Source organism: Epibacterium ulvae, from assembly GCF_900102795.1.
Classification (GTDB): domain Bacteria; phylum Pseudomonadota; class Alphaproteobacteria; order Rhodobacterales; family Rhodobacteraceae; genus Epibacterium; species Epibacterium ulvae.
The window spans coordinates 202317-227979 of record NZ_FMWG01000006.1 but is presented as its reverse complement, the minus strand read 5'-3'; the positions used below and the strand labels follow the sequence as shown (position 1 = coordinate 227979).

Here is a 25663-nt window from a genome sequence, read left to right as displayed (position 1 = left end):
TCTCGCGCCTTTCTATTTTACAAAAACCACCTGCATTATTGCGTGGAAGAAATCCCCTCTGGGCGTCCCACAATCACAAACTGCAGACGGGATGGATCATATAATTCAGCTGCAACGGCATTGGCTTCGTCCAGCGTGACCGCATTTACCTTGTCGTTGCGTGTTTCCACATAGGTCAGCGGCAGACCATCAATCTGCATCCCCGCCAAAATCGATGCGATACGCCCGTTGCCATCAAACCGGAGCGGATAAGCCCCTGTCAGATAGGTTTTAGCATCCTGCAATTCCTCAGCTGTGACGCCCTCACTTGCGATCCGGTTCCACTCGCTGCGCACAACATCCACGGCCTCAGCCATCTTTTCATTCGCAGAGGCAAAAGAGCCCATATAAACCGCTGCCAAATCACGCGGCACCAGATAGGAATAAACCCCATAGGTCAGGCCGCGTTTTTCGCGCACCTCGGTCATAAGACGGCTGTCAAATGATCCGCCTCCCAAAATCTGGTTCAGGATAAAGGCCGCAAAGAAACGTGGATCTTCTCGGTCCAGCCCCGGCTGACCAAACAACGCGACAGACTGTGGCGTATCGTAATCAATGATCTGAATGCCTTCATTCAGCGTCACCGAGGCCTCACCCGGAATCACGCCACCTTCGGCTGGCAGATCCAGCAAAAGCGTATCCAGCATCTCCCCCAATGCCTCTGGGGTGATGTCGCCGACGACACCCACATAAAGACGGTCACGGGCAAACACCGCCTCATAGGCATCAAAGATATCTTGTCGGGTCAGCTCAGCGACGCTGTCCAGATTGCCCCGCCCAGAGGTTCCATAGGGGTGATCCCCAAACACAGTCTCTGAAAAAGCCCGGTTGGCGATATCATTTGGATCTTTCTCCTCAGACCGCAGCCCCGCAATCACCTGCGCGCGCACCCGATCCAGCGCATCCTGATCAAACCGTGGCTCCTGCAGTGTCATCCGCATCAGTTCCACGGCCTCTGCCCGGTTTTCGCTCAGGAATTGCGCCGAGATCGAAACCGTATCGCGATCAGCATCATATCCCATGCTCGCAGCCAGATTCTCCAGCGCGCGGGCATAATCCTGCGCCTGCAATTCGCCAGCGCCTTCTTCCAAAAGGCCGGTCATCAGGTTCACAGCCCCCCGCTTGCCGGGCATATCCAGCGAAGTGCCGCCACGAAAGCGTAGCTCAACAGCGGTAAATGGAATCGAATGATCCTCAACCAGCCAGGCTGTGATCCCGCCTTCAGATGTCACCTCTTGGATCTTGATATCTGCCAGCGCAGGCAACGCCAAAATACATATCAGACATGACAGAACAAAGCGTTTTACGCGTCTCATTGTGGGACCTCCTCGGCGCGGGTCATCCATCCGGTTACAGAGGTTTCCTTGTTCAAAACCTCTTGGGCAACAGCAATAATTTCATCCGCAGTCACGGATTGCAGGATCTGTGGCCAGGCTTGGATGTCTTCAACTGTCAGGCCTGATGTCAGCGCCCGCCCATACCGATTTGCGATACGATCCACATTATCACGTTCATAAACCTCAGAGGCACGCAGTTGCAGCTTGATCCGCTCTAATTGCGCTTCATCGATACCCGCTTCCAGAAACGCAGCGATAGTTTCATCCAGCGCGGTTTCCGCCTCCTCCAGCGTCACATCCTGTGCAGGCACAACAAGGAATGTAAATGTCGTGTCATCCAGCGAAGTCCCTGAATAAAAAGCGGCAGAATAGACAGCAACTTGGCGGTCAAATTGCAACGCATTGGCCAGATATGAGGTGCTGCCACCGCCCAGGAGCTCAGACAATAGATAGAGCGCGGCTGCTTTCTCTTGGGCACCACTGTCGCGTTCCGGGGCCAGATAGGACCGCTGCACATAGGGCTGCGCCACGCGTGCATCCTCAAATGCCACACGCCGCGCGGCTGTCTGTGGTGGCTCAGCGCTACGCTCTCGCACCTTTGGCAGATCAGGGTTGGCCGGGATGACGCCATAGTAGGTCTCGGCCAGTGTTTTCACCTCATCTGGGTTAACATCCCCCGAGATCACCAGAATCGCATTATTAGGCGCATAATATTTCGAGTAAAACGACAGCGCATCCTCCAGATCCAATGTCTCCATCTCGTGACGCCAACCAATCACCGGCTGTCCATATCGATGGTTCAGATATTGCACCGCGTTCATCTGTTCTCGAAACAAGGCGCGCGGATCACTGTCCGTGCGCTGGTTGCGTTCTTCCAGAATCACTTCCCGTTCTGTCAGAATATCACCTTCAGTGAGTCGGATATTGACCATCCGGTCACTCTCCATCCGCATCACCAATTCTAAGCGATCTGACGCAATACGCTGGAAATACGCAGTGTAATCATAGCTGGTAAACGCATTGTCACGCCCACCGTTTGCCGCCACAGTGGCTGACAGCTCGCCCGCCTCCAACGTCTCGGTCGCCTTAAACAACAAATGCTCTAGAAAATGCGCAACACCGGACTGCCCGACAGGCTCATCCGCGGAGCCCGCGCGATACCACACCATTTGCTGCACCACTGGCGCGCGATGATCTTCGACCACCACAACGTCCATTCCATTGCTAAGCGTGAATGTGGTGACCGGTGTGTCATTGGCATAAGCCGGATGAGCAAGCCCCCAGACTGTCGCCATCATGCATGCGATCCGTCGGATCATCCTGAAACCTCCGTTTGCAGCCATCGATGCCCTCATGATATTATTCTAAACCTGTTCTGCCTCAAATAGATAGGCACGCTAAACCTGCCCCATCCTTTGACAAGACCGTCTCTTACAAAAACAAGCTATGCGACACCACCGGAAGTACAAGCCCGGTGGCGCGGATGTGATTAGACTTCAAAGTAATTTTAATTCGCGGGCGGAGCCGCAGGGGTCTCGATACCAGCCCGTCTGAAAATACGGTTCTGACGATTCGGATTGAGCGCCTGACGTCGATACGCTTCGCTATAGCGATCCACCCGGAACAGTTTGAACCGGGCCGTGCGATTTTCCCGGCGACGGAAATCTGCATCCGCCTGGGCAAGATCTGCGCGTACGTTCTCTTCGACACCAAACCGCCCTGCCGCCAACACCAGCGCGCCATCACGGGCAGGCACATTTGCAGCATCCAAAGCTGCAGCATTGCCACCCAACGCAGCAATCGCCTCTGCTTTTGGTGTCGCATCGCTTAGGTTGGCAGCCCCCGGTGTGGGCTTTGGCAGTTCAGTCAGATTAGCAGGCTGTTCCAAAGGCTTTGTCGGCAAGATCAGGAACTCATCTGGCCCCTCACCATCAGAGGTCAGCTCGCGCAGCCCAGATTGTCCGCAGGCCGCAAGGATCGCCATCGTCATCATAAGTGCAATCGAAAACCGCATATCGCTCAAACTCCTGCCCAGTTACCGCGTTTTAACCCAACGCGGCCCTGCCGTCACCCGGCCTTTTTCACACGACCTTCAAACAGGATCAAACCCGCCGCCCCTGCAAAAATAAACACATCTGCGACATTGAATACAAACGGATTGTGAAATCCACAGCAGGACATGTTCAAGAAATCCAGAACATAGCCATAGATCACGCGATCAAATACATTGCCAAGCGCCCCGCCGATCACCAAGCCCACCGACAATAGCAAGCCAAAATGCTTGGGCAGGCGCCGCGCCCAGATCGACAGGCCTGCACAGATCACCAATGACAGGCCAATCAGCACCCAGCGCCCAGTCTGCTCTCCCCCATCAAACAGACCAAAATTGATGCCTGTGTTTTCCCCGTAGCGAAAGTTCAACAGCGGGGGAAACACCTCGATGCTGTGAAGGTGCACCAGGTCCATGGCATGGATCACAATGTATTTGCTCAGCTGATCCAGACCAAAAGCCAAAACAGCCGCTGTTGCCACAACACGCATCACTCACATCTCTCCAGATCATAGAAACGGGCAGCCAAGGCCACCCGTTCGCAGTTTGTGTCTCACTTAGTGGCGGAAGTGACGCATCCCGGTAAAGACCATGGCAATCCCGTTTTCATTCGCGGCGTCGATCACCTCTTGGTCACGCATCGAACCACCCGGTTGAATCACACAGCTTGCACCTGCGGCGACTGCTTCCAGCAGACCATCCGCAAAAGGGAAGAATGCATCAGAGGCCACGGCCGATCCTTTTGCAAGACTGTCGTCGAGGCCCAGTTCTTTGGCCATCCGCTCAGCCTTTGAGGCCGCGACATTGGCACTATCGACCCGTGACATCTGGCCAGCACCCACACCCACGGTGGCATTGCCTTTGACGTAAACAATAGCGTTGGACTTCACATGCTTGGCGACTTTCCACGCGAACAGAAGATCCTGCAGCTGTTCATCGCTTGGTTTGGCTTCTGTGACCACTTTCAGATCGTCCAGCCCCACATAACCAACGTCTTTGTCTTGTACCAAAACACCGCCTGCAACCTGTTTATATGCGGTAATTGCGGCCCGTGACACAGGCAGCGCATCTGTCAGTAACAAACGCAGGTTCTTTTTCTTGGCAAAGATTTCTTTCGCCTCATCAGACGCGCCCGGTGCAATCACCACCTCGGTAAAGATTTCAGTAATCTTTTCCGCAGTTGCAGCATCCAGTGGCTGGTTCAAAGCAACGATGCCACCAAAGGCGGAGGTGCGATCACAATCAAACGCTTTTTGATAAGCCTCCAGCAGCGTTGCACCTGTTGCAACACCACAAGGATTGGCATGTTTGATGATGGCCACAGCTGCAGCTTCCGCAGGGTCGAACTCAGCCACCAATTCATAGGCCGCATCAGTGTCGTTGATGTTGTTGTAAGACAGCTCTTTACCCTGCAACTGAACCGCTGTTGCCACGCCGGGGCGCGCAGATCCATCGGTATAAAAGGCCGCTTTTTGGTGGCTGTTTTCACCATAGCGCAGCGTTTGCTTGATCTCACCAGCAAAGACACGACGACGCGGCGTTTCTTCGCCAATGGCCTGTGCCATCCAGGTTGAAACCGCCGCATCATAGGCGCCCGTGCGCGCATAAGCGATCTGCGCCAGTTTCTGGCGGAACGCATAAGAGGTCTGGCCGTCGTTGGCATCCAGTTCCGCCAGCAGCGCGTCATAATCTTCAACGTCGACAACAGTGGTGACAAAACCGTGGTTCTTGGCCGAAGCGCGAATCATAGCCGGACCGCCGATATCGATGTTTTCGATCATTTCGGCATAATCCGCCCCCCGCTCCAGCGCGGCTTCAAATGGGTAAAGATTCACAACCAGTAGGTCGATTTCACCAATGCCGTGCGCGTTCAATGCCGCGACGTGATCTTCATTGTCGCGCAGCGCCAGCAGGCCGCCATGCACTTTAGGGTGCAGGGTTTTCACCCGACCATCCATCATTTCCGGGAAACCTGTGACATCCGCGACGTCTTTGACGGTAAGACCTGCATCGCGTAACGCCTTGGCAGAGCCACCGGTTGAGAGCAGCTCAACACCACGCGCAGCCAGCGCCTTACCCAGCTCAATCAGGCCGGTTTTATCAGATACAGAAAGCAATGCACGGCGGACGGGGTGCAAATCGGTCATGGGGCAGTCCTTTTGGGGCTCAGTCAAACGTCTCGGGCTCTTCCCGGTTCAGGTCGCGCACAGCCACAGCAGTCTCCTGTGCCTTGCTCAGCGCCCACCGGATGGGCGTCGCATACTCCATTGTGACGCCAGATAGAATGATTTGTTTCGCTGAACGCGGCTTCAGGCGATTTTTTTCGAGATAAACACTGGGTTCAAGCCGCAAGGTGGCAACCCCATCATGACGAAACACCCAGATCTCCCCACTTTTCAACCCCAAGGATACCGCAGCCCCGCCCATATCAATGGTGGCGTCAACATCCGGGTGTAAGTGAAAGCGGATGTCAAAAGCGATTCCCTCAGAATGGGCTTTGAGCGCCCGATCAAATCGCGCCTTCTCTTTTGGCTCCAGCGCCAAAAGCATATCTTCGCCCACCACAGCGCGCCCATTTGACACCAGATCCAAAGTCCGCGCGTGAGTTAGCCCAAATTCAGGCGTATACCCATCGTGCGCCGCTTCAAACCGGGCGCCTTCTTCCAATTCGTGACGGGCAAACAGCACCTCATCCGGTGGATCCAGTAACAGCTCATGCCCGGTGTCTCGCTGCGGCGCACTCAGACGTGCCAACGAACGGCTGTTCAGACACAGTGTCGAATGAGAGGGCGTTGCGCGTCCGGCCCGACGCCATTCGGTTCCAAAAGTCGCACCAGACCCGCAGTTCACAATCACCGGTCTGCGGCCTGAGGTCAGCTCAAAAGCAAGCGTAGACGCATGTCCATTGTACGAGGCTTCGCCCTTGGGTGGCAGACTTGCATCCACCACAACCGAAGTGCGACCTGCATAAAGGCGGGCATACCCCATCGCCAGCCCATCAGCGTGTTTTTCTGTCACATGACTGGCTGCCAATGCGTGATCCAGCCGCCCCTCTAAACCACGTCCGCCCCCGTGGAACCGAGCCAGCCCACCATCGGCATGGCGCAATGTCCGCAAGGCTGGCGCGATACGTTCAATGGCGGCTGCATGTTCCGGCGACACCCCCCGCCCTGCCTCATTCAGAGCTGCAGCCGCCCAGGTCAAAAGCGTGAAGACTTCCAACAACTCTTCTGGATTTCGGGTTTGTAGGCCACCTTGTGCGTCGATCTGCTCCCGGCATTCCTCTGCCAAAGCACGAATTGCGGGATCTGCCAGCTCTTCTCGCCCAACCAGCGCCAGACCCGCGTAAATCAGCCCGGTCAATGCTTCAAACCGGGGTAAGCCCGGCGCGGCACCTTTCCAACGTTGTGACAAAAACCAAGTCTGCTGCGACAATGACAGGTAGAACCGGTCTGTCTGCTCTTTGTCCTGCCCCGCCAACAGGAATAAGGCATGATTGATCCAGCGGATCACCCGCCGTCCAGCCAAATTTGGCGACCATCCAGGCCCTCGGCCACGCCCGTGCACATCTATCCAGCCCCAAACCCATTTCTGCGCCTTGGCGCGCGCGTTCAGATCTCCCGCAGCCGCCAAATCGTCCAACCAGGAAAACCCATGGCGTTCGGCGTCAAAGGCCGCATCCGGCGCAAGCACTTCCCACAAACCCGTGGATGAAGATTCAACAAGGTAGCCTGCAAACAGCAAATTACCCGCCACCAACTGCCGCCCCCGGGCAAAGCTGCCAATGGTTCGGGGCTCAGGCTGCGAGACAAAGCCCGTGGCTGCCGGTTGCTTGCGCGCCCGGTGGGCATACCAGCGGTTCAACACCCGCGTGCCGCGATGAGAAAGACGATCAGACCTGAACATGCTCTTGTGCCTTATCAACCCCATGCCTGAATGACAGGGCGCTTTGCGCCGACCATAGACCGTGGTTTACGGCAAGTCACCGACCAACTGCAGCCACAGCCATGGTGCCACAACCGCTTAGCCAGATTTGCGCAGGACAGCCATGTAAAACCCATCCATGCCGCCTTTTTCAGCCCAATAATCCGGTCGCAACCGCAAACCGCCCTCTTCCGTGATCCAGTCCGTCTCTACGCCTTTATCTGCAAAGACGCTGCGATCAGCTGCCATATCTGAAAACATGTCCAAGGCGTCTTCCACCTGGCATTCGCCCTCATCTGGTAGCAATGAGCACGTGCAATAAACCAATCGCCCGCCCGGTTTTACAAGCGCCCATGCATGGGCCAGCATCCGCGCCTGCAGATCGATCAGCTCGCCAAACCCGCTGCCATCTTTTGCATGAGGCAAATCAGGGTGGCGGCGAATGGTGCCCGTGGCCGAACAGGGGGCATCCAGCAGCACCGCATCATAAGATCCGCTTTGTGCCAGCGCATCCCCCACCACAACCTTGGCCTTTAACCCTGTGCGATCCAGATTTTCCTGCAGCCGTTTGAGCCGTGTTTCAGAGGTATCAACAGCCGTTACATCTGCCCCCGCAGCTGCAAGCTGCATGGTTTTCCCACCGGGTGCCGCACACAAATCAAGGATCTGCTCTCCCGTTTGCGCCTGCAACACCTGCGCGGGCAGTGCTGCGGCGGCATCCTGCACCCACCAATCACCCGCTTCAAATCCGGGCAGACCAGACACCTGTGTGCCTGCCGCAATCCGGATTGATCCGGTCGGCAAAACTTCACCGCCCAGCGCAGACGGGTCGACACCCGGTTTCAATGTAATATCCAAAGGGGCTCCGGCCTGCTGTACCTGTTCGATCATCAACATCGCTTCCGGGCCCCAGGCCTGCGACAGGGGCGCACGCAGCCATTTGGGCAGGCGCGGCGCACGCAGTTTATCCCAGGCCGCCGGCCCGTCAGCGGCAACCTTGCGCAACACTGCATTGACCAGCCCTTTCAACGCACCATGGCGTTTGTGTTTGGCGATGATATTCACCATCGTATTCACCACCCCATGAGCTGCGCCACCTGCACACAGTTCCACCGTGCCCAGACGCAAAACATTTTTCACATGCAGCGGCGTGGTTTTTTTTAGGTATTTGGCCAGCACCCGATCCGCGCGTTCCAATTCGCGCAGGGTCTGCGTGGTCAACCGTTGGGCCCGCGCTTTGTCTTCTGGGACCAGCTTGTCCAAAGCACCCGCCGCGTAGCATTCCGCCAGCAACCGCTCCTCTCCCAGAACCTGATCCAGCAGATAAACCGCAGTGCGGCGCGCCTGTACGGCATCGGACATATGAACTACTCCATCTCGCGCCCATTAAACGGGCTGCACCTTGTTCCCGAGGGACAGGGGCGTATATCATAGGAAAAGCATAAAGGAACCCGAGAATGAGCGACGACACCCCCCCAAAATCAAACTTGCCGGCAGCCGCACAGCGCGCTCTGGCCGAAGCCGAAGCCCGCCGCAAAGCCGCCAAAGATGAGACCCTGCCCGTAGAGCTGGGCGGACGCGACGGGCCAGAGCCGGTGCGCTATGGAGATTGGGAGAAAAAAGGCATTGCCGTCGATTTCTAGATGATCTTAGAAATCAGAACCTACCGTTTACAACCGAGTCTCAGAGACGAATTTCTAAACTTTTTCACGGAAGTCAACGCACCAGCACTTCGCGCGGGCGGCATGCGAGTGTCTGAGCCTATGACCGACCTCGACGAACCTGATATCGTACATTGGATTCGCGGCTTTAGCAGCCTCGCAGATCGTGACCGTATCAAAGACGCCTTCTATGACACTGATATTTGGCATAACGAAATTGAGCCAATCGTAATGCCAATGATTGTTGAAATGACCGTGAAATTGGTCGAAGGAGAAATGCCTCAACTCTTTTTAGCCTCTTCCTAAAAACCTTCAGAAAGAGGCTTTTCTATGAGTGGGTAATTTAAAGACCCAAAACATCCAGCATGTCATATTCACCAGGTGTTTTGCCCTGCCCCCAAAGCGCAGCCTTTAGCGCACCGCGTGCAAAGATCGCACGATCAGTGGCCATATGGCGCAGCACGATGCGTTCGCCTGCAGCTGCAAACAGTACATCGTGTTCCCCAACAATGTCGCCGCCGCGAATCGCTGTAAATCCAATATCGCCTTTTTTGCGCGCCCCGGTGATCCCATCACGCCCAGAATCACGTACATCTTTCAAGGAAACGCCCCGCCCCTCGGCAGCGGCTTCCCCCAGCATTAAGGCTGTGCCAGACGGTGCGTCTACCTTGTGATGGTGGTGGGCTTCGATCACCTCGATATCAAAATCATCATCCAGCGCCGCAGCCACCTTTTTCGTTAGCTGTACCAAAAGGTTCACGCCAAGGCTCATATTGCCTGCACGCACAATCACCGCGTGACGCGCTGAAGGTTCAAGCTGGGCAATTTCTTCCTCTGTCATGCCAGTGGTGCCGATCACATGGACAGCGCGGGCCTGCGCCGCAAGTTTGGAAAATTCAATTGTGGCTGCGGGTGCGGTAAAATCAATCACCGCCTGCGCTTTTGCGAACGCTTCAAGCGCATCAGAGGTCACAGTGACACCAACATCAGCCCCCCCCATGGCAGCGCCGATATCCTGCCCCACCCAATCGTGGCCTTCGCGTTCCACAGCCCCCACCAGTCGGGCCTTATCGCTGTCCAGAACGGTCTTGATCAACATCTGTCCCATACGCCCCGAGGCGCCTGTGATCACGATACCTGGAAGATTGCTCATGGCTGCGGTCCTCTACATTTCAAGCTGAAATTCTCCTACCCTCTTTCGCAGGTGCTTGGCAATTTCTGCTTTACCCCTTAGATCCTAGACTATGGCAAAGAACAATTCTTACACGGGCCGTGGCCCCTCACAGCGACAGTTGCGCGTTGGCGAACTGATCAGACGCACTTTATCCGAAGTGCTGGCACGGGGTGATATCCATGATCCCGATCTCAACCGTATGTCGATCACAGTTGGCGAAGTACGCACCTCTTCTGACCTTAAGATCGCAACCGCTTATGTTCTACCGCTTGGCGGCAAAGGACAGGATGAGGTGGTGCAGCTTTTGGCCCGCAACAAATCTGAACTGCGGCGCATTATCGGCAAAAAGGCCGGGTTAAAATTCGCGCCTGACCTGCGCTTTCAGATCGATACAACCTTTGATCAGATGGACAACACCCGCCGCATGCTGGAACAGGACGCGGTGCGCCGCGACATCGAGCAATGATCTTGCGGGCCTTCGCGTTGGGGATCGCCCTCATCGCAGGGCCTGCCGCTGCAGTAGAATGCGAAAACATCACCTATGAGGGCAATCGCTATGCCCTATGCGAAGTGGACGCCGCCACCGAACAGATTGATCTGTTCCTCAAACAGGACAACGGCACAGTCTATGGCCATTTCGCCACCCTCGAAGAAGACTTGGCGGCAGAGGGCAAAGCCCTCGTTTTTGCCACTAATGCAGGCATGTATCACAGTGACCGCAGCCCGGTTGGACTATATCTGGAAGATGGAATCGAAAGCCAGCGTCTGATTACGCAATCTGGCCCCGGCAATTTCGGCCTGCTGCCCAACGGTGTTTTGTGCCTGCGCGCGGGGCGGGCTGATGTATTTGAAACGCGCGCCTTTGAACAGACCAAACCAGATTGCCGTGATGCGACCCAATCCGGGCCAATGCTGGTGATTGATGGATCGTTACATCCACGGTTTTTACCCGATTCGACCTCGCGGTTTATTCGAAATGGGGTTGGTACCTCACCAGATGGCACGCGTGCGGTGTTTGCGATTTCGCGCAATGCCGTCACATTTCATGAATTTGGCCGCCTGTTTCGCGATCACCTGAACCTGCCCAGCGCGCTCTATTTTGATGGCAACATTTCACGCTTGCATGCGCCTGCCCTGGGGCGCAGCGATTTTGGCTTTGCGATGGGGCCTATTTTGGGCGTTGTCGCCCCAATTGATCCGAGCAATGATTGACAGGTTGAAAAACCTGCGTTAGGCCGCGCGCCTCACTGCATGATTGGGGATTTTGATGGGACGCAAACGCAAAGGGCGTGATATTTCTGGCTGGCTGGTTCTGGATAAACCTGCGGGCATGACCTCCACCGCTGTCGTCAACAAGGTCCGCTGGGCGCTAGAGGCTAAAAAAGCCGGTCACGCAGGCACGTTGGACCCAGAAGCCACAGGCATTCTTGCGGTCGCATTAGGGGAAGCCACCAAAACAGTCCCCTATATTACAGATGCGCTGAAGGCCTATACCTTTACCGTGCGCTTGGGTCAGGCAACCAATACCGACGACGCCGAAGGTGAGATCATCGCTGCAAGCGATCTGCGCCCCTCAGATGATGACATCAAAGCCGCGCTTTCGCCCTTTCTTGGCGATATCATGCAAGTGCCCCCCAAATTTTCTGCCGTGAAAATCGATGGCCAACGCGCGTACAAACTGGCCCGTGACGGGGAAGAGGTTGAACTGAACGCCCGCCCGCTTTGGGTGGAGGAACTGGTCATGGTAGATCGCCCTGATGCAGATCACGTGGTGCTGGAAATGACCTGCGGCAAGGGCGGCTATGTCCGCTCTATCGCACGGGATCTCGGCGCGGCACTGGGCTGTCACGCCCACGTCAAAGAGCTGCGCCGCATCTGGTCTGGCCCGTTTGATCTGGAAAATGCGTTAAAATGGGACGATGTCATGCGCATGGAGCGCACCCCGGAGCTGGACAGCCATATTCAACCGCTGGAACATGGGCTGGATGGCTTGGCAGAGGTTCGCTGCACCCCAGAAGGCGCGGCCCGTCTGCGCAACGGCAATGCAGGCATGGTGATGCCGGTTGCAGATATCGAATACGGAGATGAAGTCTGGGCGTCATTCCAGGGCAAGGCACTGGCGGTTGGAATATATAAATCCGGCGAATTGCACCCCAACCGGGTTTTTGTACAGTCTTCTTAACTGCAAACATCATTGCCAAAAAGTCAGCAAAGCTGTCTAAATGTTTCGCACACGAAACATTTAGACGCGATCTGAAGATTAATAACTCAGGTTAAAATTGCGCACCTTTGGCCCTAAAATCAGGTTGGCGTGCCGTTATAATTTACCCCAACAACACCGGTATCGACGGTTCCAATCACTTGGATACTTGCAGCCAAACCTTCCTGCTCCGACAACAAACTTCCATCTGTATCGTACCAAGGCAAACCAGATTCAGAATACGCGTCATGAAAAGCCACACGAATATCAGATTGATTGCCGGGTAAGGTCGCGACGGTAAAGTTATTCAAAATCACCAACGTTTTATCCTGATCTGCGTCATAACTCAGCTCAAAGCGCTCCAGCGCGTCATCCAGATCAAACTCCGGCAAACTCTGCACAAACCCGCCTGAAAGGGGAAAGGTTACAATCAGCTGATCTTCTGTTGGATCAAAATCCGTGATGGCAGCTGCGTCGGCATCCACATCATACACATTGGCAAAGGCTTCAAATACATCCGCTCCACTCCCACCAGTGGCTTCGGTGCCGGGGCCAATCCAAAGGATATCATCTCCGGCTCCTCCGTCTAGTACATCACCATCATCACCAACACGGGTGACCGAGCCCGGTAAATGATTGAACCCATATGGGTAATATGTGATGCCACTACCGCTCAGCAGGATATCATCCCCTGCCCCGCCTAAAATCGTGTCCGCACCATCTTCTCCAAACAGCACATCATCTGCATCGCTCCCCGTCAGAAGATCTGCCTCCTGTGTTCCGCGTTGGGCATCAATTGAAATAGGCCCGCTGTCAGTTGGCGCATCGTAAGTTCGGATAAAAGACCCACCCTCTGCGCGCTCACTAAAAAATTCCATCTCCAATGTTTGCCCATCTTCCAACACAAGATCCGGCAAGGTGAGGAAGGTTGTCGAAGATTCAAGCGCAACAAAGCGCACCCCTGCTCCATCTGGTGTCAGGTACAATTCCACATCAAGATACCAATCATCCATCGCAAGAGAATCGTGCTCAGGATCAAACCCTTCAATAACGGTACCCCGGCCCCCCTCTTCAGAGCTAAAACCCCCTTCAGAGATAAAGAATCGCTCGGCGGTATCGTCTTCGCTGGTGAAAACGTCCCCTTCGGTCAGAACAATCTCAACCGCATCGGAATTGTCATCTGGTGGATCCTGATCCGGCATTTCGCCCTCTCCTCCCACGAGATCTCCCAAATTGATCAGGTCTTCGGTATCTGTATCCTCACCCGTTGCAATTTCATCTTCAGAGAGTTGATCAGACCCTTCACTCCCCCAAAATACAGCCGATCCTACGAGCGCAAAAAGAAAGAAAAGCTCCATAATAAACCTCTAAAAAATACAAACACACCAAATACGTGTTTATAATTTTAAGCAATACATCAATAGATGCACAAGTCCTGCTTGGAAGCTCAGCCTCACATCAGTAGATAGGCTGCATGATCACCCGCCATCACACCAAGGGCGATGCGCCCTCTACTGCGGTCTATTCGGATTGCGAAACCTATCGCTACAGCCTTACGCGCACGTGGGATTCACAAGGCGCGCGCGTGATGTTTGTGATGCTTAATCCCTCAAAAGCAACCGAAGTGCAAAACGACCCAACAATCGAGCGCTGCGAACGCCGCGCGCGGGCGCTGGGATTGGGCTCTTTTCGCGCGACCAATATCTTTGCCTATCGCGCAACAGACCCCCGTGACATGCGCAAAGCGCAAGCACCTGAAGGACCAGACAATCAGACCACTCTGATCGAGGGCGCTTTATGGGCCGATCAGATCATCTGCGCCTGGGGCACGCACGGAGCCCACCTGGATCAGGGGCCGCGCATGGCAAGCCTGTTGCGCAAACAGAATAAACCCCTGCATCATCTGGGCCTTAGCAAGGCGGGGCACCCCAAACACCCACTGTATATTGCCTATGCGCGCCAGCCCGAACTCTGGGTGCACACCAACGCGGACCCTCTGAACGGATAGCATCCGTTAACCTATGTTCTCGTTTTGTTTTGATTTCAGGAGGGGAATACAGCACATTACACACGCATTGCGTGTTATTGCAGTGATGGAGTGTGTGTTATGTTTATGTTTGCCAGCCTGATCGGGTTGATCGCTGCCGGGGGTCTTCTGATGACAGATCAGGACGACGGGCAGCAGGATGCATCAAATGACGAAGATGCCTCAGGCACAACGCCTGACTCATCACCCGAACCTGAAATCGCGCCACTTGATGAATTTTTATCCTCAGTCGAAAGTGAAATCCTGCTTGGCACGCCTGCTGACGAAGATCTGCTTGGCGGGGACGGCAACGATCAAATCAACGGCGCCGAGGGCAATGATAACATCGACGGCGGCACAGGCGATGATGGCCTTTACGGCAGTGAAGGCGCAGACACGCTGAGCGGTGGCGCGGGGCAGGATCTGCTGCACGGAGAGGATGAAGCAGATCTCTTAGACGGAGGGGAGGGCGATGACACGCTTTTTGGTCATTTTGGAAATGATCTTCTGATCGGCGGCGCAGGCAATGATATGGCCCATGGCGGACAAGGAGACGACAGCCTGTTTGGCAGCGCCGGACAGGACGCGCTACATGGGAATGATGGGAATGACGCCCTTTCAGGTGGCGTGGGAGAGGACGCTCTGTTTGGTGGGCGCGGGGATGATCTGGTCTCAGGCGATGATGATTCTGAAAGTGATTTCCTGAATGGCGGCGATGGCGCGGATACATTGCTGGCCGGCACAGGGGATATTCTGCATGGCGGGGCGGGCGCAGATCAAATGGTTCTGCCAACAGAAACTATAGATCCTGTTGAAATCTCAGACTTTGACCCAGCCGAAGACATGTTAGTGCTGCCTTGGGATGTGACCGAAGACGAAGATCCGGACATCGGAATTTCGACAGCTCCAGATGGCAGCGGAGACACGCTTGTTTCGGTTGAGGGCACTTTGGCGGCGCGCCTGACCAATGGGGCAGCAATCACAGCCGAAAATATCCTACTGATGTCCGATACACAAATCGCGGCTTTTGCTCCGTCCCCTTAAACAAAGGCATTATTCCTTTTGCCAAATCGCGCAAAACGGACTATACGCGCGCATCTGCTGGGGAATCGGCAGACACTCCATGGGCCTGTGCTGGACGACATCCCGGCCCGCGCCATTCACACTTACACGATCAAAGGAGACCCCGATGTCGATTACAGCTGAAGAAAAAGCACGCCTGATGAAAGAATTCGCAACCAAAGAAGGCGACACCGGTTCTCCGGAAGTCCAGGTTGCAATCCTGACCTCACGCATCAACACTCTGACCGAACACTTCAAGACCCACAAAAAAGACAACCACGGTCGTCGCGGTCTGCTGAAAATGGTTGCTCTGCGTCGTAAGCTGCTGGATTACACCAAAGGCAAAGATGTAGCTCGCTACCAAGACCTGATCAAACGCCTGGGCATCCGCCGCTAAGATTTCCGATCCAACTGGATCTCAAAACGCCCGCATATTCTGCGGGCGTTTTTGTTTTGAAACGCATATAACGCCTGCGGAAACACAGCGGTTCAGACTCGCTTGGCGACCAGCAACATTGCTGAAAACATCAACAGCAAAGATTTTAGTCAGATCCCAGATACACCCGCGACCGATCGGTGCTGCCCTCGGTGTGATCCTGTAACCATCGCTCACAGCGGACGCCATGCCTTACCAGCGCGCGAAACACCCGGTGCGGATTGATACCTGCCACCTCTTGATCAATGACCAAGATACGCCCGTCCCTCAGATAAAGCTCAAACTGCTCGCCGATTTCAGTATAAGCGCCATCACTGTCCCGGCTTGTACGGCGGGTTTCTAAAATCAATGCCTTTGTAAGATCAGCCAGCGCAATATCCAGTGGAAGATTTTCACTGCGAATAGCCACGTCCCAGACCAATCGACCCGCGCCAATTTTAACTTGCCACGCACCCGGCGTCTTAAAAATGCGCCAAATTTTTCGAGCATCCCAACCTGCCAAAGCACAACTCGCCAAAGCAAAAAGCGCAAAAAGTACCTTGAATGGTGTCTCGATGTGATCTGCTGGATAGATTGCAAGGCAGTACCCGACCGAGATGACAACGCCCAGACACACGCCAACGATAGAAAAACTGGCGACGCGCAACTTTGTCGATTTTAGAACAATCAATTCTGCCACAATTTAAGGCTAGCGCAGAACTATAGCTAAATTGTGACGACACACGATACCTGAGCCCCTTTTGATCAACGTTCTGGAATGGGCTTTCTGCCATATCACTCAGAACCTCTATGTGGGCAGACATATTCAAATTGCAGACTAAGCAGGTGGTCTTAGTAAGTAGAATCCGGCTTGCGCATCTGGGTCAAACATGATTGTTACTTTATAACATATCATCCAGAGGATCCCATGCTAGATATCGATCAGCCAGATAACCGCCTCCCCGTTACTGTTCTCTCAGGCTTTCTGGGGGCAGGAAAAACCACGCTGTTGAACCGCGTCCTGAACAATCGCGAAGGCCTGCGGGTGGCGGTGATTGTGAATGACATGTCTGAGGTCAATATCGATGCGGATCTGGTGCGCGAAGGTGGCGCAGAGCTGAGCCAGACGGATGAAACCCTTGTTGAGATGTCAAACGGTTGCATCTGCTGCACCCTGCGGGATGATCTGCTGCTTGAAGTGCGCCGTCTGGCGGCTGAAGGACGGTTTGACTATCTGTTGATCGAATCCACGGGTATCTCAGAACCTCTGCCCGTCGCGGCCACCTTTGATTTTCGCGATGAAGAGGGCGAAAGCCTGTCTGATGTGTCGCGCCTGGACACGATGGTGACTGTGGTGGATGCGGTGAATCTGCTGGAGGATTTCTCGAGCCATGATTTCCTGGCGGATCGGGGTGAGACAATGGGCGAAGAAGACGAACGCACGCTGGTTCATCTGCTGACAGATCAGCTGGAATTTGCCGATGTGGTGATTTTGAACAAGGTCGCGGATGCCGGGCCTGAACGCGCAGATGCCGCGCGTAAAATCATCCGCAGTCTGAACGCGGATGCCAAAATCATTGAAACTGATTTTTCTGATGTCCCCGCCCAAGACATTCTGAACACTGGCCTGTTTGATTTTGAAAAAGCCCACGAGCACCCAATGTGGGCAAAAGAGCTGTATGGCTTTGCCGATCACGTCCCTGAGACCGAAGAATACGGGATCGCCTCCTTTGTCTATCGGGCCCGTGCGCCCTTTGATCCACAAAAAATCCATGACGTTCTGAACGGCGCCCTACCCGGTGTGATCCGCGCCAAAGGCCATTTCTGGATTGCAACCCGCCCCGAGTGGGTGGCCGAGTTCTCGCTTGCTGGCGCGCTGTCCTCGGTTGCGCCACTTGGCACCTGGTGGGCAAGCGTGCCTGTCGAACGCTGGCCCACGCATGAACAGGCCAAAGAATACATGCAGCAGCACTGGGTCGAACCCTTTGGCGACCGCCGCCAAGAGCTGGTGTTTATCGGTGCCGGAATTGATTGGCCCGCATTGAAGGCAAAACTGGATAGCTGTCTGATGGGCGGAGCAACACCAGAAGATCTGCCAGCTTTGGCAGACATGGTGGATCCTTTCCCGAACTGGCGGCGCGCACCTGCCGCAGAATAGACTGCTGAGACAACTCTGGCAGGGTTCAAACTATATTTTGCATCCTGTCATTGCCTCTCTATCACGCAGAGGAGCTGCACTTGATTTGCAAAACCAATCAAACTGCAAGATCGCGCAGCGCAAAATCTGATAGGTCTATTGTTGCTGTGTGTCCTGTTCGATCGCCTTTTCCCCCCAAGTAGTCAGAACTTCGATAACCTCAGAGATTGATTGCCCCTGTGTTGTCAGTCTGTACTCCACATGTGGTGGCATAATATTTTTGACCTCACGTGTAACAATCCCATCTTCTTCGAGCGCCCGTAGCTGCGCAGTTAAAAGACGTTGTGAAATTTTCCCCACACGACGTTTCAACTCATTGAAACGCAACGGGCTAACAAGCAGCTCGTTGATAATAAGAAGTTTCCACTTCCCCCCAACAACGCTCAAGGTACGCCGAACCGGACAAGTAAAATATCCCTCTGGCTTATCAATCACGTTTTGCTCAGTCATTTACAGTACCCTTTTACACTCTGCATGACAAAATAGTGCCTAATTGTCGTTGGTTCAACGGTCCCATACCTCTCAGCTATCTGAATCCAAACTTTCGAGAGAGAACCATGAAACCACTGAAACATATCGCATTAACCGTTGCAGCAACGGCAACCTTTGCATCTGCCGTTTTCGCGAATGACGCCGTCGAAACCATGGCTGCATTCTACGAAATCGCTGATGCGCGACCCTTTGACGGCGAAAAACTCTCAACGTTCATTTCCCCTGATTTTTTCGACCACACGAACAACGTCAAACCACAACAAGGCCCCGCGGGTGGCATTTTCCAAATGCTGGCAAATGGAGCACCAGATTCGCATCATGAAATCGAAATGATCGAGCCTGTCGGCGACGATAAGGCGCTGATCATCTGGCGCTATGTCGGCACCAACACCGACGGCCTGTTTGGTGTTCCTGCAAAAACCCCAGCCAATGCCTTCTCGATCCCCGGCATGGAGCTATGGGAGGTCAAAGAGGGCAAAATCACCGGCCTGTGGCATGTCGAAGACATCTTGGGTTTGATGAATCAGCTGAACGCCGAATAAACACCCAAAAACTCATGCGTCAGCCTCCTTGGGGTTGGCGCTTTGCTTCTTTCTTTTAATGCCAATCTATAGTATGCCCCGGCTATCTGAAACCGCGTGCCCGGACCCTGGCACGCGCACGCAAAGATAGATGGGGTCGGCGGCAATGGGGCCGCTATGAAATCGGGAGCCCTGGGATACGCTTGGGCGCGCTCCCAATTAGGATACGCACGTATGTTTGACGTTACGAAAAAATCAATTCAGTGGGGCGAAGACACGCTGACACTGGAAACAGGTAAGATCGCCCGCCAGGCCGATGGCACCGTAATCGCCACTTTGGGCGAAACCTCGGTTATGGCGAACGTGACCTTTGCAAAGGCACAAAAGCCCGGTCAGGATTTCTTTCCACTGACCGTTCACTACCAAGAAAAATACTACGCAGCTGGTAAAGTTCCCGGTGGTTTCTTCAAGCGCGAAGCGCGCCCCACTGAAAAAGAGACCTTGACCGCGCGTTTGATCGACCGTCCGATCCGCCCGCTGTTTGTCGATGGCTTCAAAAACGAAGTTCTGGTGATGTGCACCGTGCTGAGCCACGATCTGGTCAACGACCCTGACGTTGTTGCAATGATCGCAGCCTCTGCAGCGCTGACCATCTCTGGCGCGCCATTCCGTGGCCCAATCGCTGGTGCGCGCGTTGGCTTTGTGGATGGTGAATACGTTCTGAACCCAACCATCGACGACATGCAGGATCTGCGCCTGAATCCAGAACAGCGTCTGGACCTGGTTGTTGCCGGCACCAAAGATGCGGTGATGATGGTGGAATCTGAAGCATACGAACTGTCCGAAGCAGAGATGCTGGGTGCGGTGAACTTTGCGCATCAGCAGATCCAGCCTGTGATCGATCTGATCATCGATCTGGCCGAAGACTGCGCCAAAGAGCCGTTTGAATTTGCAGCACCAGATTACGCTGACCTTTACGCAGCCGTCAAAGCAGCCGGTGAAGAGCAGATGCGTGCAGCATTCGCAATCACCGACAAGCAAGAGCGCACCGCCGCTGTTGCCGCAGCGCGTGACGCGATCAAAGCAGCCCTGAGCGAAGAGCAACTGGAAGATGCGAACCTTGGTTCCGCACTGAAAAAGCTGGAAGCTGGCATTCTGCGCGGTGACGTTGTCAAAACCGGCAAGCGCATCGACGGTCGTGACACCGCCACCATCCGCGCCATCGAAAGCGAAACTGGCCTGCTGCCACGGACCCACGGTTCTGCCCTGTTCACACGCGGCGAAACCCAAGGTCTGGTTGTCACCACTCTGGGCACCGGCGACGATGAGCAATTCATCGATAGCCTGCATGGCAACTTCAAATCAAACTTCCTGCTGCACTATAACTTCCCTCCCTATTCCGTGGGTGAAGTGGGGCGCGTTGGGTCTCCCGGTCGTCGTGAAATCGGTCACGGCAAACTGGCATGGCGCGCGCTGCAGGCGGTTCTTCCTGCACCAACTGATTTCCCCTACACCGTGCGCGTTGTATCTGAAATCACCGAATCCAACGGCTCTTCCTCGATGGCATCTGTCTGCGGTGGCTCCTTGTCCATGATGGACGCAGGTGTTCCGCTGAAAGCACCCGTTGCAGGCGTTGCGATGGGTCTGATCATGGAAGACAGCGGCGAATACGCGATCCTGTCTGACATCTTGGGCGACGAAGATCACTTGGGCGACATGGACTTCAAAGTAGCGGGTACCGAAAACGGCATCACCTCGCTGCAGATGGACATCAAGATTGCAGGCATTACGCCTGAGATCATGGAAAAAGCGCTGGCACAGGCCAAAGACGGCCGCATGCACATTCTGGGCGAAATGGCCAAAGCCATCACCGGCGCTCAGGAATTCTCAGTTCATGCACCACGCATTGAAACCATGCAGATCCCAACCGACAAGATCCGTGAAGTGATCGGTTCTGGCGGTAAAGTCATCCGCGAGATCGTGGAAACCTCAGGCGCGAAAGTCGACATCAACGATGATGGTGTGATCAAAATCGCATCCGCCAACGGTGAAGCGATCCAAAAAGCCTACGACATGATCCACTCGATTGTGGCAGAGCCCGAAGAAGGCCAAGTTTACACTGGTAAAGTTGTCAAGATCGTCGACTTTGGTGCCTTTGTGAACTTCTTTGGCAAGCGTGACGGTCTGGTGCACGTGTCCCAGATCCTGAACAAACGCCTGAACCATCCTTCTGATGTTCTCAAAGAAGGCCAGGAAGTTAAGGTTAAGCTTTTGGGCTTTGACGATCGCGGCAAGGTACGCCTGTCAATGAAAGTTGTTGATCAGGAAACCGGCGAAGAAATCGCGCCTGAGAAAAAAGAAGAAAACGCAGACTAATTCTCTGCACTTTCTCATCTGGGGTCTCCGCATAAGCGGGGGCCCTTTTTGTTGCGCTTATATTTTGCAGTCTGACGGCTTCTTGATAAAGAGTGCTAAAGGCCGTGCCCCAAAAAGCGTCGCGCCCGCCCCCGTTACTCATCACCCGGAGCTTACCCGTGGAACCGCTTTTGATTCTGACCATGAAATGGGGGACGCTTTATGGCCCGCATTACGTCAACAATCTGGCGCGTGGTGTCAGAAAACACCTGAATCGCCCCCATCGCTTCATCTGTTTCACCGATGACGCCGAGGGATTGGAACCGGGAATTGAAACATTCCCACTGCCCGAACTTGGGCTGCCTGCGGGCCATAGCGATACGCGCTGGCGCAAACTGGCGCTGTTTCGTAAGGATCTGTTTGGCCTTCAGGGAACTGCACTATTTCTGGATCTGGATCAGATCATTGTTGGCGATCTCACGCCGTTTTTTGATCACCCCGGCCCATTTCACATCATCCGTGATGATGACCTGTTTCGCAGCAATCCCTTGCGCAAACGCAACCCAAAACGTGATGCTTTTCTCCACTCGGTCGGCAACAGCTCGGTCTTTCGCTACGAGATCGGCGCGCATAGCTACATTCTAGAGGCCTTTGTGGCCGACCCGGATGCCGCCACCCGCGATTTTGAAATCAGCCAACAATTCCAAAGCGCGCAGCTCGCAAAACACGGCCACCTGAACTACTGGCCTTCAGAATGGTGCGTCAGCTTTAAAAAGCACTGTGTGCCGCCGCACCTCGCCAGCTATTTTTCTGATCCAACATTGCCCAAGGGCGCGAAGATTGTCCTGTTTGCGGGCAACCCCAAAATGGACGATGCATTAGAGCGCAAAAGTGGCGTCTGGTATCGCCGCATCGGCAACGTGGATTGGCTCAAATCGGCATGGGCGGCACAAGAATGAACCCCACGCGCTGGTTTCGCACGTTTAAATGGAAACGCCGCGTTCAAAGCTGTCTTAACGACATTCAACAACGCATAGACGCCCCTGCTGATCCACATGGGCTGAATGCTCCACTGATTGTCTCTCTCACCAGCTTTGCCCCTCGCTTTCCGTCACTATTACCCACATTGCAGTGTCTTTTGCGGCAAAGTGTAAAACCAAATCAGGTCATTTTGTGGCTCAGCCCAGAGGATGCAGCACAGCTTCCGACCGAAATCAAAGCGCTCAAGAACGAGGGGTTGTCGATCGCGTTATGCGAGGATTGGCGTTCGTTCAAAAAAATCATTCCTGCCCTGCAGCAAGATCCCAACCGCTATATCGTGACGGCAGATGATGACGTCTTTTACCCGTTTGATTGGCTTGCAAAGCTGGTTGAAGGTGCGAAACAGCATCCAGGGAACGTGATCTCTCATCGTGCGCATCGTGTACAATATGAGCCATCCGGCTCCATCGCGCCGTATGAAAATTGGCAAAAGAATCTTAACACCCAGCAAAGCGGCGCAGACATCTTTGCAACTGGTGTCAGTGGCGTGCTTTATCCACCAAATAGTCTGGACCAGCACGCCATTGAAACAGACGCGTTTTTATCACTTTGCCCCAGCGCGGATGATATCTGGTTATATTGGATGACCCGCCTGAACGGCTGTGAGGTGCATAATCTAGGTGGTAAGGCGCGGATTATAGAATGGCCCGGATCGCAAACTGTCAGCCTATTAAGCGAAAACGCCGGCGGTGATGGGCTGGGCGGCAATGATCGCGCCATTCGTGCGCTTACGCGGGCTTATGGCCTACCCGGCAAAAGGATGCAGACCACCCCTTAAAGGGCGCTCTGCATCTGATCTCAAACGCTTTTGATCTCTTACTCTGGCGCTTTTGTTTTGCGCAGGTAGGGGAAGATGGTTTCAAATTCACCAAACTTTGCTTTGGCGTCATCATCAGACACCGCTGGCGGGATGATCACATCTTCGCCGGGCACCCAGTTCGCCGGGGTTGCAACACCTTTGGATGAGATTTGCAGACCATCCAGCGCGCGCAGGATTTCTGCGAAGTTGCGGCCAACCGTCATCGGGTAGGTCATAGACAGCTTCAGCTTTTTGTCTGGCCCGATGATGAAGACCGAGCGCACAGTCGCACTGTCTGCCGCAGTACGACCGTCTGGCAGATAGGCTTCAGACGGCAACATGTCGAAGGCTTTGGACACCTCAAGCCCCTGATCCGCAATGATCGGGAAACCTGCAGAGGCTTTGCCATAGGATTCAATATCTGTTTTCCATTTGCGGTGATCTTCTGGACCGTCAACGGACACGCCAATCACTTTGGTGCCGCGCTTTTCCCATTCGTCATTCAACTGGGCCACTGCCGAAAATTCGGTGGTGCACACAGGTGTAAAATCTTTGGGATGCGAAAACAGAATGGCCCAGCTGTCTCCAATCCAATCGTGGAAAGTGATAGTGCCCTGATCCGTTTCTGCGGTGAAATTTGGGACGGTATCGTTGATGCGCAAGCTCATGCTGGCTCTCCCTTATGCTGCGATGATCAATGATCATTCTACACCCTAGTTAGGTGCTCGGCGCACAAGTTACAGGGTCCAGCCTGCAGTGCCACCGAAAATTTGATAAATTCCTTGAAAGTTAGACCAAGGCGCCCCCTACGTATAACTTGATCAAATCTTTTCTTCCCGCTTGTCCCTGCGCTAACGCGCTGCCAGAGTGGCCTCAATGGCACCAGACTCCGGCCTGAACACGGCCCGCATCAGGAGAGACTACGATGTTGGAAAAACGCGATTTTTATATCAACGGCACATGGATCACGCCTGCAGCAGCTGAAACCTGTGAGGTCATCAACCCCTCAACCGAAAGCCCCTGCGCTGTTATTTCACTCGGCACGCAGGCCGACACCGATGCGGCTGTTGCGGCCGCCAAGGCAGCCCTGCCTGGATGGATGGCAACCCCAGTAGCAGAGCGCATCGCACTGGTGGAAAACCTGCTAGCAGCTTACCGCCGCCGCAAAGATGAAATAGCCAAAGCCATGAGCCTTGAAATGGGCGCGCCCATGGATCTTGCCCACAAAAGTCAGGCTGGCAGTGGCAGCTATCATCTGACAAACTTTATCAAAGCAGCAAAAGAATTTGAATTTGAACGCCCTCTGAACGCACAAAGCCCCAAGGACCGCATCGTGTACGAGGCCGTTGGTGTCGCCGCCTTGATCACGCCCTGGAACTGGCCGATGAATCAGGTCTCTCTCAAGGTGGGGGCAGCAGCCATTGCAGGATGTACAATGGTGCTGAAACCCTCTGAGGAAAGCCCGCTCAGCGCGATGATCTTTGCCGAATTGATGGATGAAACAGGTTTTCCGCCCGGCGTATTTAACCTTGTGAATGGCACGGGCACGGGCGTCGGCACACAACTGTCAGGACATCCGGATGTTGATATGGTGTCGTTCACCGGTTCCACCCGCGCGGGCACCGCAATCTCGCAGAATGCAGCACTCACCCTCAAAAAGGTTCATCTGGAACTGGGCGGGAAAGGCGCAAATCTGATCTTTGACGATGCTGATGATGCAGCTGTGCGCCGGGGTGTTGAAACCATGATGCAAAACACCGGCCAAAGCTGCAATGCCCCCAGCCGTATGCTGGTGCAGCGCTCGATCTATGATCGTGTGGTGGCTGAGGCCTCAGAGGTGGCTTCAACAATCGCGGTTGGTCCGGCTGATCAACCCGGGGATCACATCGGCCCTGTTGTTAACGCGACCCAATGGGATAAGATTCAGGATCTGATCCAAAAAGGGATTGATGAAGGGGCACGCCTTGTCACTGGCGGCACGGGTCGTCCTCCCGGTCTCAACACTGGGTATTATGTGCGTCCCACAGTTTTTGCCGATGTAAACAATCAGATGACCATTGCGCGTGAAGAGATCTTTGGCCCGGTTCTGTCAATCCTACCGTTTGACACCGAAGAAGAGGCTTTGGAAATCGCCAATGATACGGTTTACGGCCTCACCAACTATGTTCAGACCCAAGATCCCGCGCGTGCCAATCGGCTGGCACGTCAGCTCAGATCGGGCATGGTGGAAATCAACGGGATTTCCCGATCTGCAGGCTCTCCGTTTGGAGGGATGAAACAATCCGGCAATGGCCGCGAAGGCGGGATATTTGGGATTGAAGACTTCCTTGAGGTGAAATCTGTCGGTGGCTGGCAGGCGGAATAGCCTGC

26 protein-coding genes are annotated in these 25663 nt (G+C 54.5%); 14 read left to right on the top strand and 12 right to left on the bottom strand.

The window, feature by feature from the left end:
- Positions 1-35 precede the first annotated feature (35 nt).
- From BLP79_RS11625 to BLP79_RS11595, 7 genes are all read right to left on the bottom strand, one after another.
- Positions 36-1355: a M16 family metallopeptidase gene (locus tag BLP79_RS11625; RefSeq protein WP_090219138.1), complete on the bottom strand. Its 1320-nt coding sequence runs from the start codon at positions 1353-1355 to the stop codon at positions 36-38.
- On the bottom strand, positions 1352-2695 hold the full coding sequence (locus tag BLP79_RS11620) for a M16 family metallopeptidase (protein WP_090219209.1): 1344 nt from the start codon (positions 2693-2695) through the stop codon (positions 1352-1354). The genes BLP79_RS11625 and BLP79_RS11620 overlap by 4 nt, the downstream gene beginning before the upstream one ends.
- Before the next feature lie 188 nt (positions 2696-2883).
- Complete coding sequence (locus BLP79_RS11615) at positions 2884-3390, bottom strand: DUF3035 domain-containing protein (RefSeq protein WP_090219136.1); 507 nt, start codon at positions 3388-3390, stop codon at positions 2884-2886.
- 53 nt (positions 3391-3443) lie between these two features.
- Complete coding sequence (gene lspA, locus BLP79_RS11610; protein ID WP_090219135.1) at positions 3444-3917, bottom strand: signal peptidase II; 474 nt, start codon at positions 3915-3917, stop codon at positions 3444-3446.
- Between the two features lie 66 nt (positions 3918-3983).
- Complete coding sequence (purH, locus tag BLP79_RS11605) at positions 3984-5573, bottom strand: bifunctional phosphoribosylaminoimidazolecarboxamide formyltransferase/IMP cyclohydrolase (RefSeq protein WP_090219133.1); 1590 nt, start codon at positions 5571-5573, stop codon at positions 3984-3986.
- 19 nt (positions 5574-5592) lie between these two features.
- Positions 5593-7332, bottom strand: coding sequence for a heparinase II/III family protein (locus tag BLP79_RS11600; protein WP_090219131.1), 1740 nt, complete (start codon positions 7330-7332; stop codon positions 5593-5595).
- A gap of 117 nt (positions 7333-7449) precedes the next feature.
- A complete protein-coding gene (locus BLP79_RS11595; RefSeq protein ID WP_090219129.1) occupies positions 7450-8712 on the bottom strand; it encodes an RsmB/NOP family class I SAM-dependent RNA methyltransferase in 1263 nt (420 codons plus the stop codon).
- Positions 8713-8807: 95 nt separating this feature from the next.
- Here BLP79_RS11595 and BLP79_RS11590 point away from each other — a divergent pair, with 95 nt between their 5' ends.
- On the top strand, positions 8808-8993 hold the full coding sequence (locus BLP79_RS11590; RefSeq protein ID WP_090219128.1) for a DUF1674 domain-containing protein: 186 nt from the start codon (positions 8808-8810) through the stop codon (positions 8991-8993).
- Between the two features lie 120 nt (positions 8994-9113).
- Entirely contained in the window at positions 9114-9317 is a 204-nt protein-coding gene (locus BLP79_RS19970; protein ID WP_232716442.1) for a hypothetical protein, read from the top strand.
- A 37-nt stretch (positions 9318-9354) separates the two neighbouring features.
- Here BLP79_RS19970 and dapB read toward each other — a convergent pair whose 3' ends face one another.
- Positions 9355-10164: a 4-hydroxy-tetrahydrodipicolinate reductase gene (gene dapB / locus BLP79_RS11580; protein WP_090219124.1), complete on the bottom strand. Its 810-nt coding sequence runs from the start codon at positions 10162-10164 to the stop codon at positions 9355-9357.
- Positions 10165-10255: 91 nt separating this feature from the next.
- Here dapB and rbfA point away from each other — a divergent pair, with 91 nt between their 5' ends.
- From rbfA to truB, 3 genes are read left to right on the top strand one after another with little or no spacing between them, the layout of a single operon-like run.
- Positions 10256-10651, top strand: coding sequence for a 30S ribosome-binding factor RbfA (gene rbfA, locus BLP79_RS11575; RefSeq protein ID WP_090219123.1), 396 nt, complete (start codon positions 10256-10258; stop codon positions 10649-10651).
- Positions 10648-11397, top strand: a complete 750-nt coding sequence (locus BLP79_RS11570) for a phosphodiester glycosidase family protein (protein WP_090219121.1) — start codon at positions 10648-10650, stop codon at positions 11395-11397. The genes rbfA and BLP79_RS11570 overlap by 4 nt, the downstream gene beginning before the upstream one ends.
- A gap of 55 nt (positions 11398-11452) precedes the next feature.
- Positions 11453-12367 carry a tRNA pseudouridine(55) synthase TruB gene (truB, locus tag BLP79_RS11565; RefSeq protein WP_090219120.1) on the top strand — a complete coding sequence of 305 codons (915 nt, stop codon included), beginning with the start codon at positions 11453-11455 and terminating at the stop codon, positions 12365-12367.
- A 119-nt stretch (positions 12368-12486) separates the two neighbouring features.
- Here truB and BLP79_RS11560 read toward each other — a convergent pair whose 3' ends face one another.
- Positions 12487-13743, bottom strand: coding sequence for a hypothetical protein (locus tag BLP79_RS11560; protein ID WP_090219117.1), 1257 nt, complete (start codon positions 13741-13743; stop codon positions 12487-12489).
- Positions 13744-13859: 116 nt separating this feature from the next.
- On the opposite strand from BLP79_RS11560, the gene BLP79_RS11555 reads away from it, so the two are divergent.
- From BLP79_RS11555 to rpsO, 3 genes are all read left to right on the top strand, one after another.
- Positions 13860-14393 carry a DUF1643 domain-containing protein gene (locus BLP79_RS11555; protein WP_090219116.1) on the top strand — a complete coding sequence of 178 codons (534 nt, stop codon included), beginning with the start codon at positions 13860-13862 and terminating at the stop codon, positions 14391-14393.
- 99 nt (positions 14394-14492) lie between these two features.
- Positions 14493-15455: a calcium-binding protein gene (locus tag BLP79_RS11550; protein ID WP_090219114.1), complete on the top strand. Its 963-nt coding sequence runs from the start codon at positions 14493-14495 to the stop codon at positions 15453-15455.
- Between the two features lie 145 nt (positions 15456-15600).
- Positions 15601-15870 (top strand): 30S ribosomal protein S15, encoded by a 270-nt coding sequence (gene rpsO / locus BLP79_RS11545; RefSeq protein ID WP_009810119.1) that lies wholly within the window; start codon positions 15601-15603, stop codon positions 15868-15870.
- A 145-nt stretch (positions 15871-16015) separates the two neighbouring features.
- Here rpsO and BLP79_RS11540 read toward each other — a convergent pair whose 3' ends face one another.
- Positions 16016-16588 (bottom strand): hypothetical protein, encoded by a 573-nt coding sequence (locus BLP79_RS11540; RefSeq protein ID WP_090219113.1) that lies wholly within the window; start codon positions 16586-16588, stop codon positions 16016-16018.
- Positions 16589-16816: 228 nt separating this feature from the next.
- Here BLP79_RS11540 and BLP79_RS11535 point away from each other — a divergent pair, with 228 nt between their 5' ends.
- Positions 16817-18046, top strand: a complete 1230-nt coding sequence (locus BLP79_RS11535) for a GTP-binding protein (protein ID WP_090219111.1) — start codon at positions 16817-16819, stop codon at positions 18044-18046.
- Between the two features lie 135 nt (positions 18047-18181).
- On the opposite strand, the gene BLP79_RS11530 is transcribed toward BLP79_RS11535, so the two are convergent.
- Positions 18182-18535, bottom strand: a complete 354-nt coding sequence (locus BLP79_RS11530; RefSeq protein ID WP_090219110.1) for a winged helix-turn-helix transcriptional regulator — start codon at positions 18533-18535, stop codon at positions 18182-18184.
- 107 nt (positions 18536-18642) lie between these two features.
- Between BLP79_RS11530 and BLP79_RS11525 the strand changes: the two genes are divergently transcribed.
- From BLP79_RS11525 to BLP79_RS11510, 4 genes are all read left to right on the top strand, one after another.
- Positions 18643-19119, top strand: coding sequence for an ester cyclase (locus BLP79_RS11525; protein ID WP_090219108.1), 477 nt, complete (start codon positions 18643-18645; stop codon positions 19117-19119).
- Between the two features lie 213 nt (positions 19120-19332).
- On the top strand, positions 19333-21474 hold the full coding sequence (pnp, locus tag BLP79_RS11520; RefSeq protein ID WP_090219106.1) for a polyribonucleotide nucleotidyltransferase: 2142 nt from the start codon (positions 19333-19335) through the stop codon (positions 21472-21474).
- Between the two features lie 158 nt (positions 21475-21632).
- Entirely contained in the window at positions 21633-22412 is a 780-nt protein-coding gene (locus BLP79_RS11515) for a hypothetical protein (RefSeq protein ID WP_232716440.1), read from the top strand.
- Positions 22409-23272: a glycosyltransferase family protein gene (locus tag BLP79_RS11510; protein WP_090219104.1), complete on the top strand. Its 864-nt coding sequence runs from the start codon at positions 22409-22411 to the stop codon at positions 23270-23272. The genes BLP79_RS11515 and BLP79_RS11510 overlap by 4 nt, the downstream gene beginning before the upstream one ends.
- Positions 23273-23310: 38 nt before the next feature.
- Here BLP79_RS11510 and BLP79_RS11505 read toward each other — a convergent pair whose 3' ends face one another.
- A complete protein-coding gene (locus BLP79_RS11505) occupies positions 23311-23961 on the bottom strand; it encodes a peroxiredoxin (RefSeq protein ID WP_090219102.1) in 651 nt (216 codons plus the stop codon).
- Between the two features lie 257 nt (positions 23962-24218).
- Here BLP79_RS11505 and BLP79_RS11500 point away from each other — a divergent pair, with 257 nt between their 5' ends.
- Positions 24219-25658: an aldehyde dehydrogenase family protein gene (locus BLP79_RS11500; RefSeq protein WP_090219100.1), complete on the top strand. Its 1440-nt coding sequence runs from the start codon at positions 24219-24221 to the stop codon at positions 25656-25658.
- Positions 25659-25663 lie beyond the last annotated feature (5 nt).

What these genes read in the sequence shown, in the direction of transcription:
- BLP79_RS11595 (WP_090219129.1), bottom strand. Translation starts at nt 8,712, where the DNA reads ATGTCCGATGCCGTACAGGCGCGCCGCACTGCGGTTTATCTGCTGGAT.
- purH (WP_090219133.1), bottom strand. Translation starts at nt 5,573, where the DNA reads ATGACCGATTTGCACCCCGTCCGCCGTGCATTGCTTTCTGTATCTGAT.
- pnp (WP_090219106.1), top strand. Translation starts at nt 19,333, where the DNA reads ATGTTTGACGTTACGAAAAAATCAATTCAGTGGGGCGAAGACACGCTG.
- BLP79_RS19970 (WP_232716442.1), top strand. Translation starts at nt 9,114, where the DNA reads ATGACCGACCTCGACGAACCTGATATCGTACATTGGATTCGCGGCTTT.
- rpsO (WP_009810119.1), top strand. Translation starts at nt 15,601, where the DNA reads ATGTCGATTACAGCTGAAGAAAAAGCACGCCTGATGAAAGAATTCGCA.
- BLP79_RS11505 (WP_090219102.1), bottom strand. Translation starts at nt 23,961, where the DNA reads ATGAGCTTGCGCATCAACGATACCGTCCCAAATTTCACCGCAGAAACG.
- BLP79_RS11550 (WP_090219114.1), top strand. Translation starts at nt 14,493, where the DNA reads ATGTTTATGTTTGCCAGCCTGATCGGGTTGATCGCTGCCGGGGGTCTT.
- BLP79_RS11590 (WP_090219128.1), top strand. Translation starts at nt 8,808, where the DNA reads ATGAGCGACGACACCCCCCCAAAATCAAACTTGCCGGCAGCCGCACAG.
- BLP79_RS11560 (WP_090219117.1), bottom strand. Translation starts at nt 13,743, where the DNA reads ATGGAGCTTTTCTTTCTTTTTGCGCTCGTAGGATCGGCTGTATTTTGG.
- rbfA (WP_090219123.1), top strand. Translation starts at nt 10,256, where the DNA reads ATGGCAAAGAACAATTCTTACACGGGCCGTGGCCCCTCACAGCGACAG.
- BLP79_RS11500 (WP_090219100.1), top strand. Translation starts at nt 24,219, where the DNA reads ATGTTGGAAAAACGCGATTTTTATATCAACGGCACATGGATCACGCCT.
- BLP79_RS11510 (WP_090219104.1), top strand. Translation starts at nt 22,409, where the DNA reads ATGAACCCCACGCGCTGGTTTCGCACGTTTAAATGGAAACGCCGCGTT.
- lspA (WP_090219135.1), bottom strand. Translation starts at nt 3,917, where the DNA reads ATGCGTGTTGTGGCAACAGCGGCTGTTTTGGCTTTTGGTCTGGATCAG.
- BLP79_RS11620 (WP_090219209.1), bottom strand. Translation starts at nt 2,695, where the DNA reads ATGATCCGACGGATCGCATGCATGATGGCGACAGTCTGGGGGCTTGCT.
- BLP79_RS11625 (WP_090219138.1), bottom strand. Translation starts at nt 1,355, where the DNA reads ATGAGACGCGTAAAACGCTTTGTTCTGTCATGTCTGATATGTATTTTG.
- BLP79_RS11535 (WP_090219111.1), top strand. Translation starts at nt 16,817, where the DNA reads ATGCTAGATATCGATCAGCCAGATAACCGCCTCCCCGTTACTGTTCTC.
- BLP79_RS11600 (WP_090219131.1), bottom strand. Translation starts at nt 7,332, where the DNA reads ATGTTCAGGTCTGATCGTCTTTCTCATCGCGGCACGCGGGTGTTGAAC.
- BLP79_RS11530 (WP_090219110.1), bottom strand. Translation starts at nt 18,535, where the DNA reads ATGACTGAGCAAAACGTGATTGATAAGCCAGAGGGATATTTTACTTGT.
- BLP79_RS11525 (WP_090219108.1), top strand. Translation starts at nt 18,643, where the DNA reads ATGAAACCACTGAAACATATCGCATTAACCGTTGCAGCAACGGCAACC.
- BLP79_RS11555 (WP_090219116.1), top strand. Translation starts at nt 13,860, where the DNA reads ATGATCACCCGCCATCACACCAAGGGCGATGCGCCCTCTACTGCGGTC.
- dapB (WP_090219124.1), bottom strand. Translation starts at nt 10,164, where the DNA reads ATGAGCAATCTTCCAGGTATCGTGATCACAGGCGCCTCGGGGCGTATG.
- BLP79_RS11615 (WP_090219136.1), bottom strand. Translation starts at nt 3,390, where the DNA reads ATGCGGTTTTCGATTGCACTTATGATGACGATGGCGATCCTTGCGGCC.
- BLP79_RS11570 (WP_090219121.1), top strand. Translation starts at nt 10,648, where the DNA reads ATGATCTTGCGGGCCTTCGCGTTGGGGATCGCCCTCATCGCAGGGCCT.
- truB (WP_090219120.1), top strand. Translation starts at nt 11,453, where the DNA reads ATGGGACGCAAACGCAAAGGGCGTGATATTTCTGGCTGGCTGGTTCTG.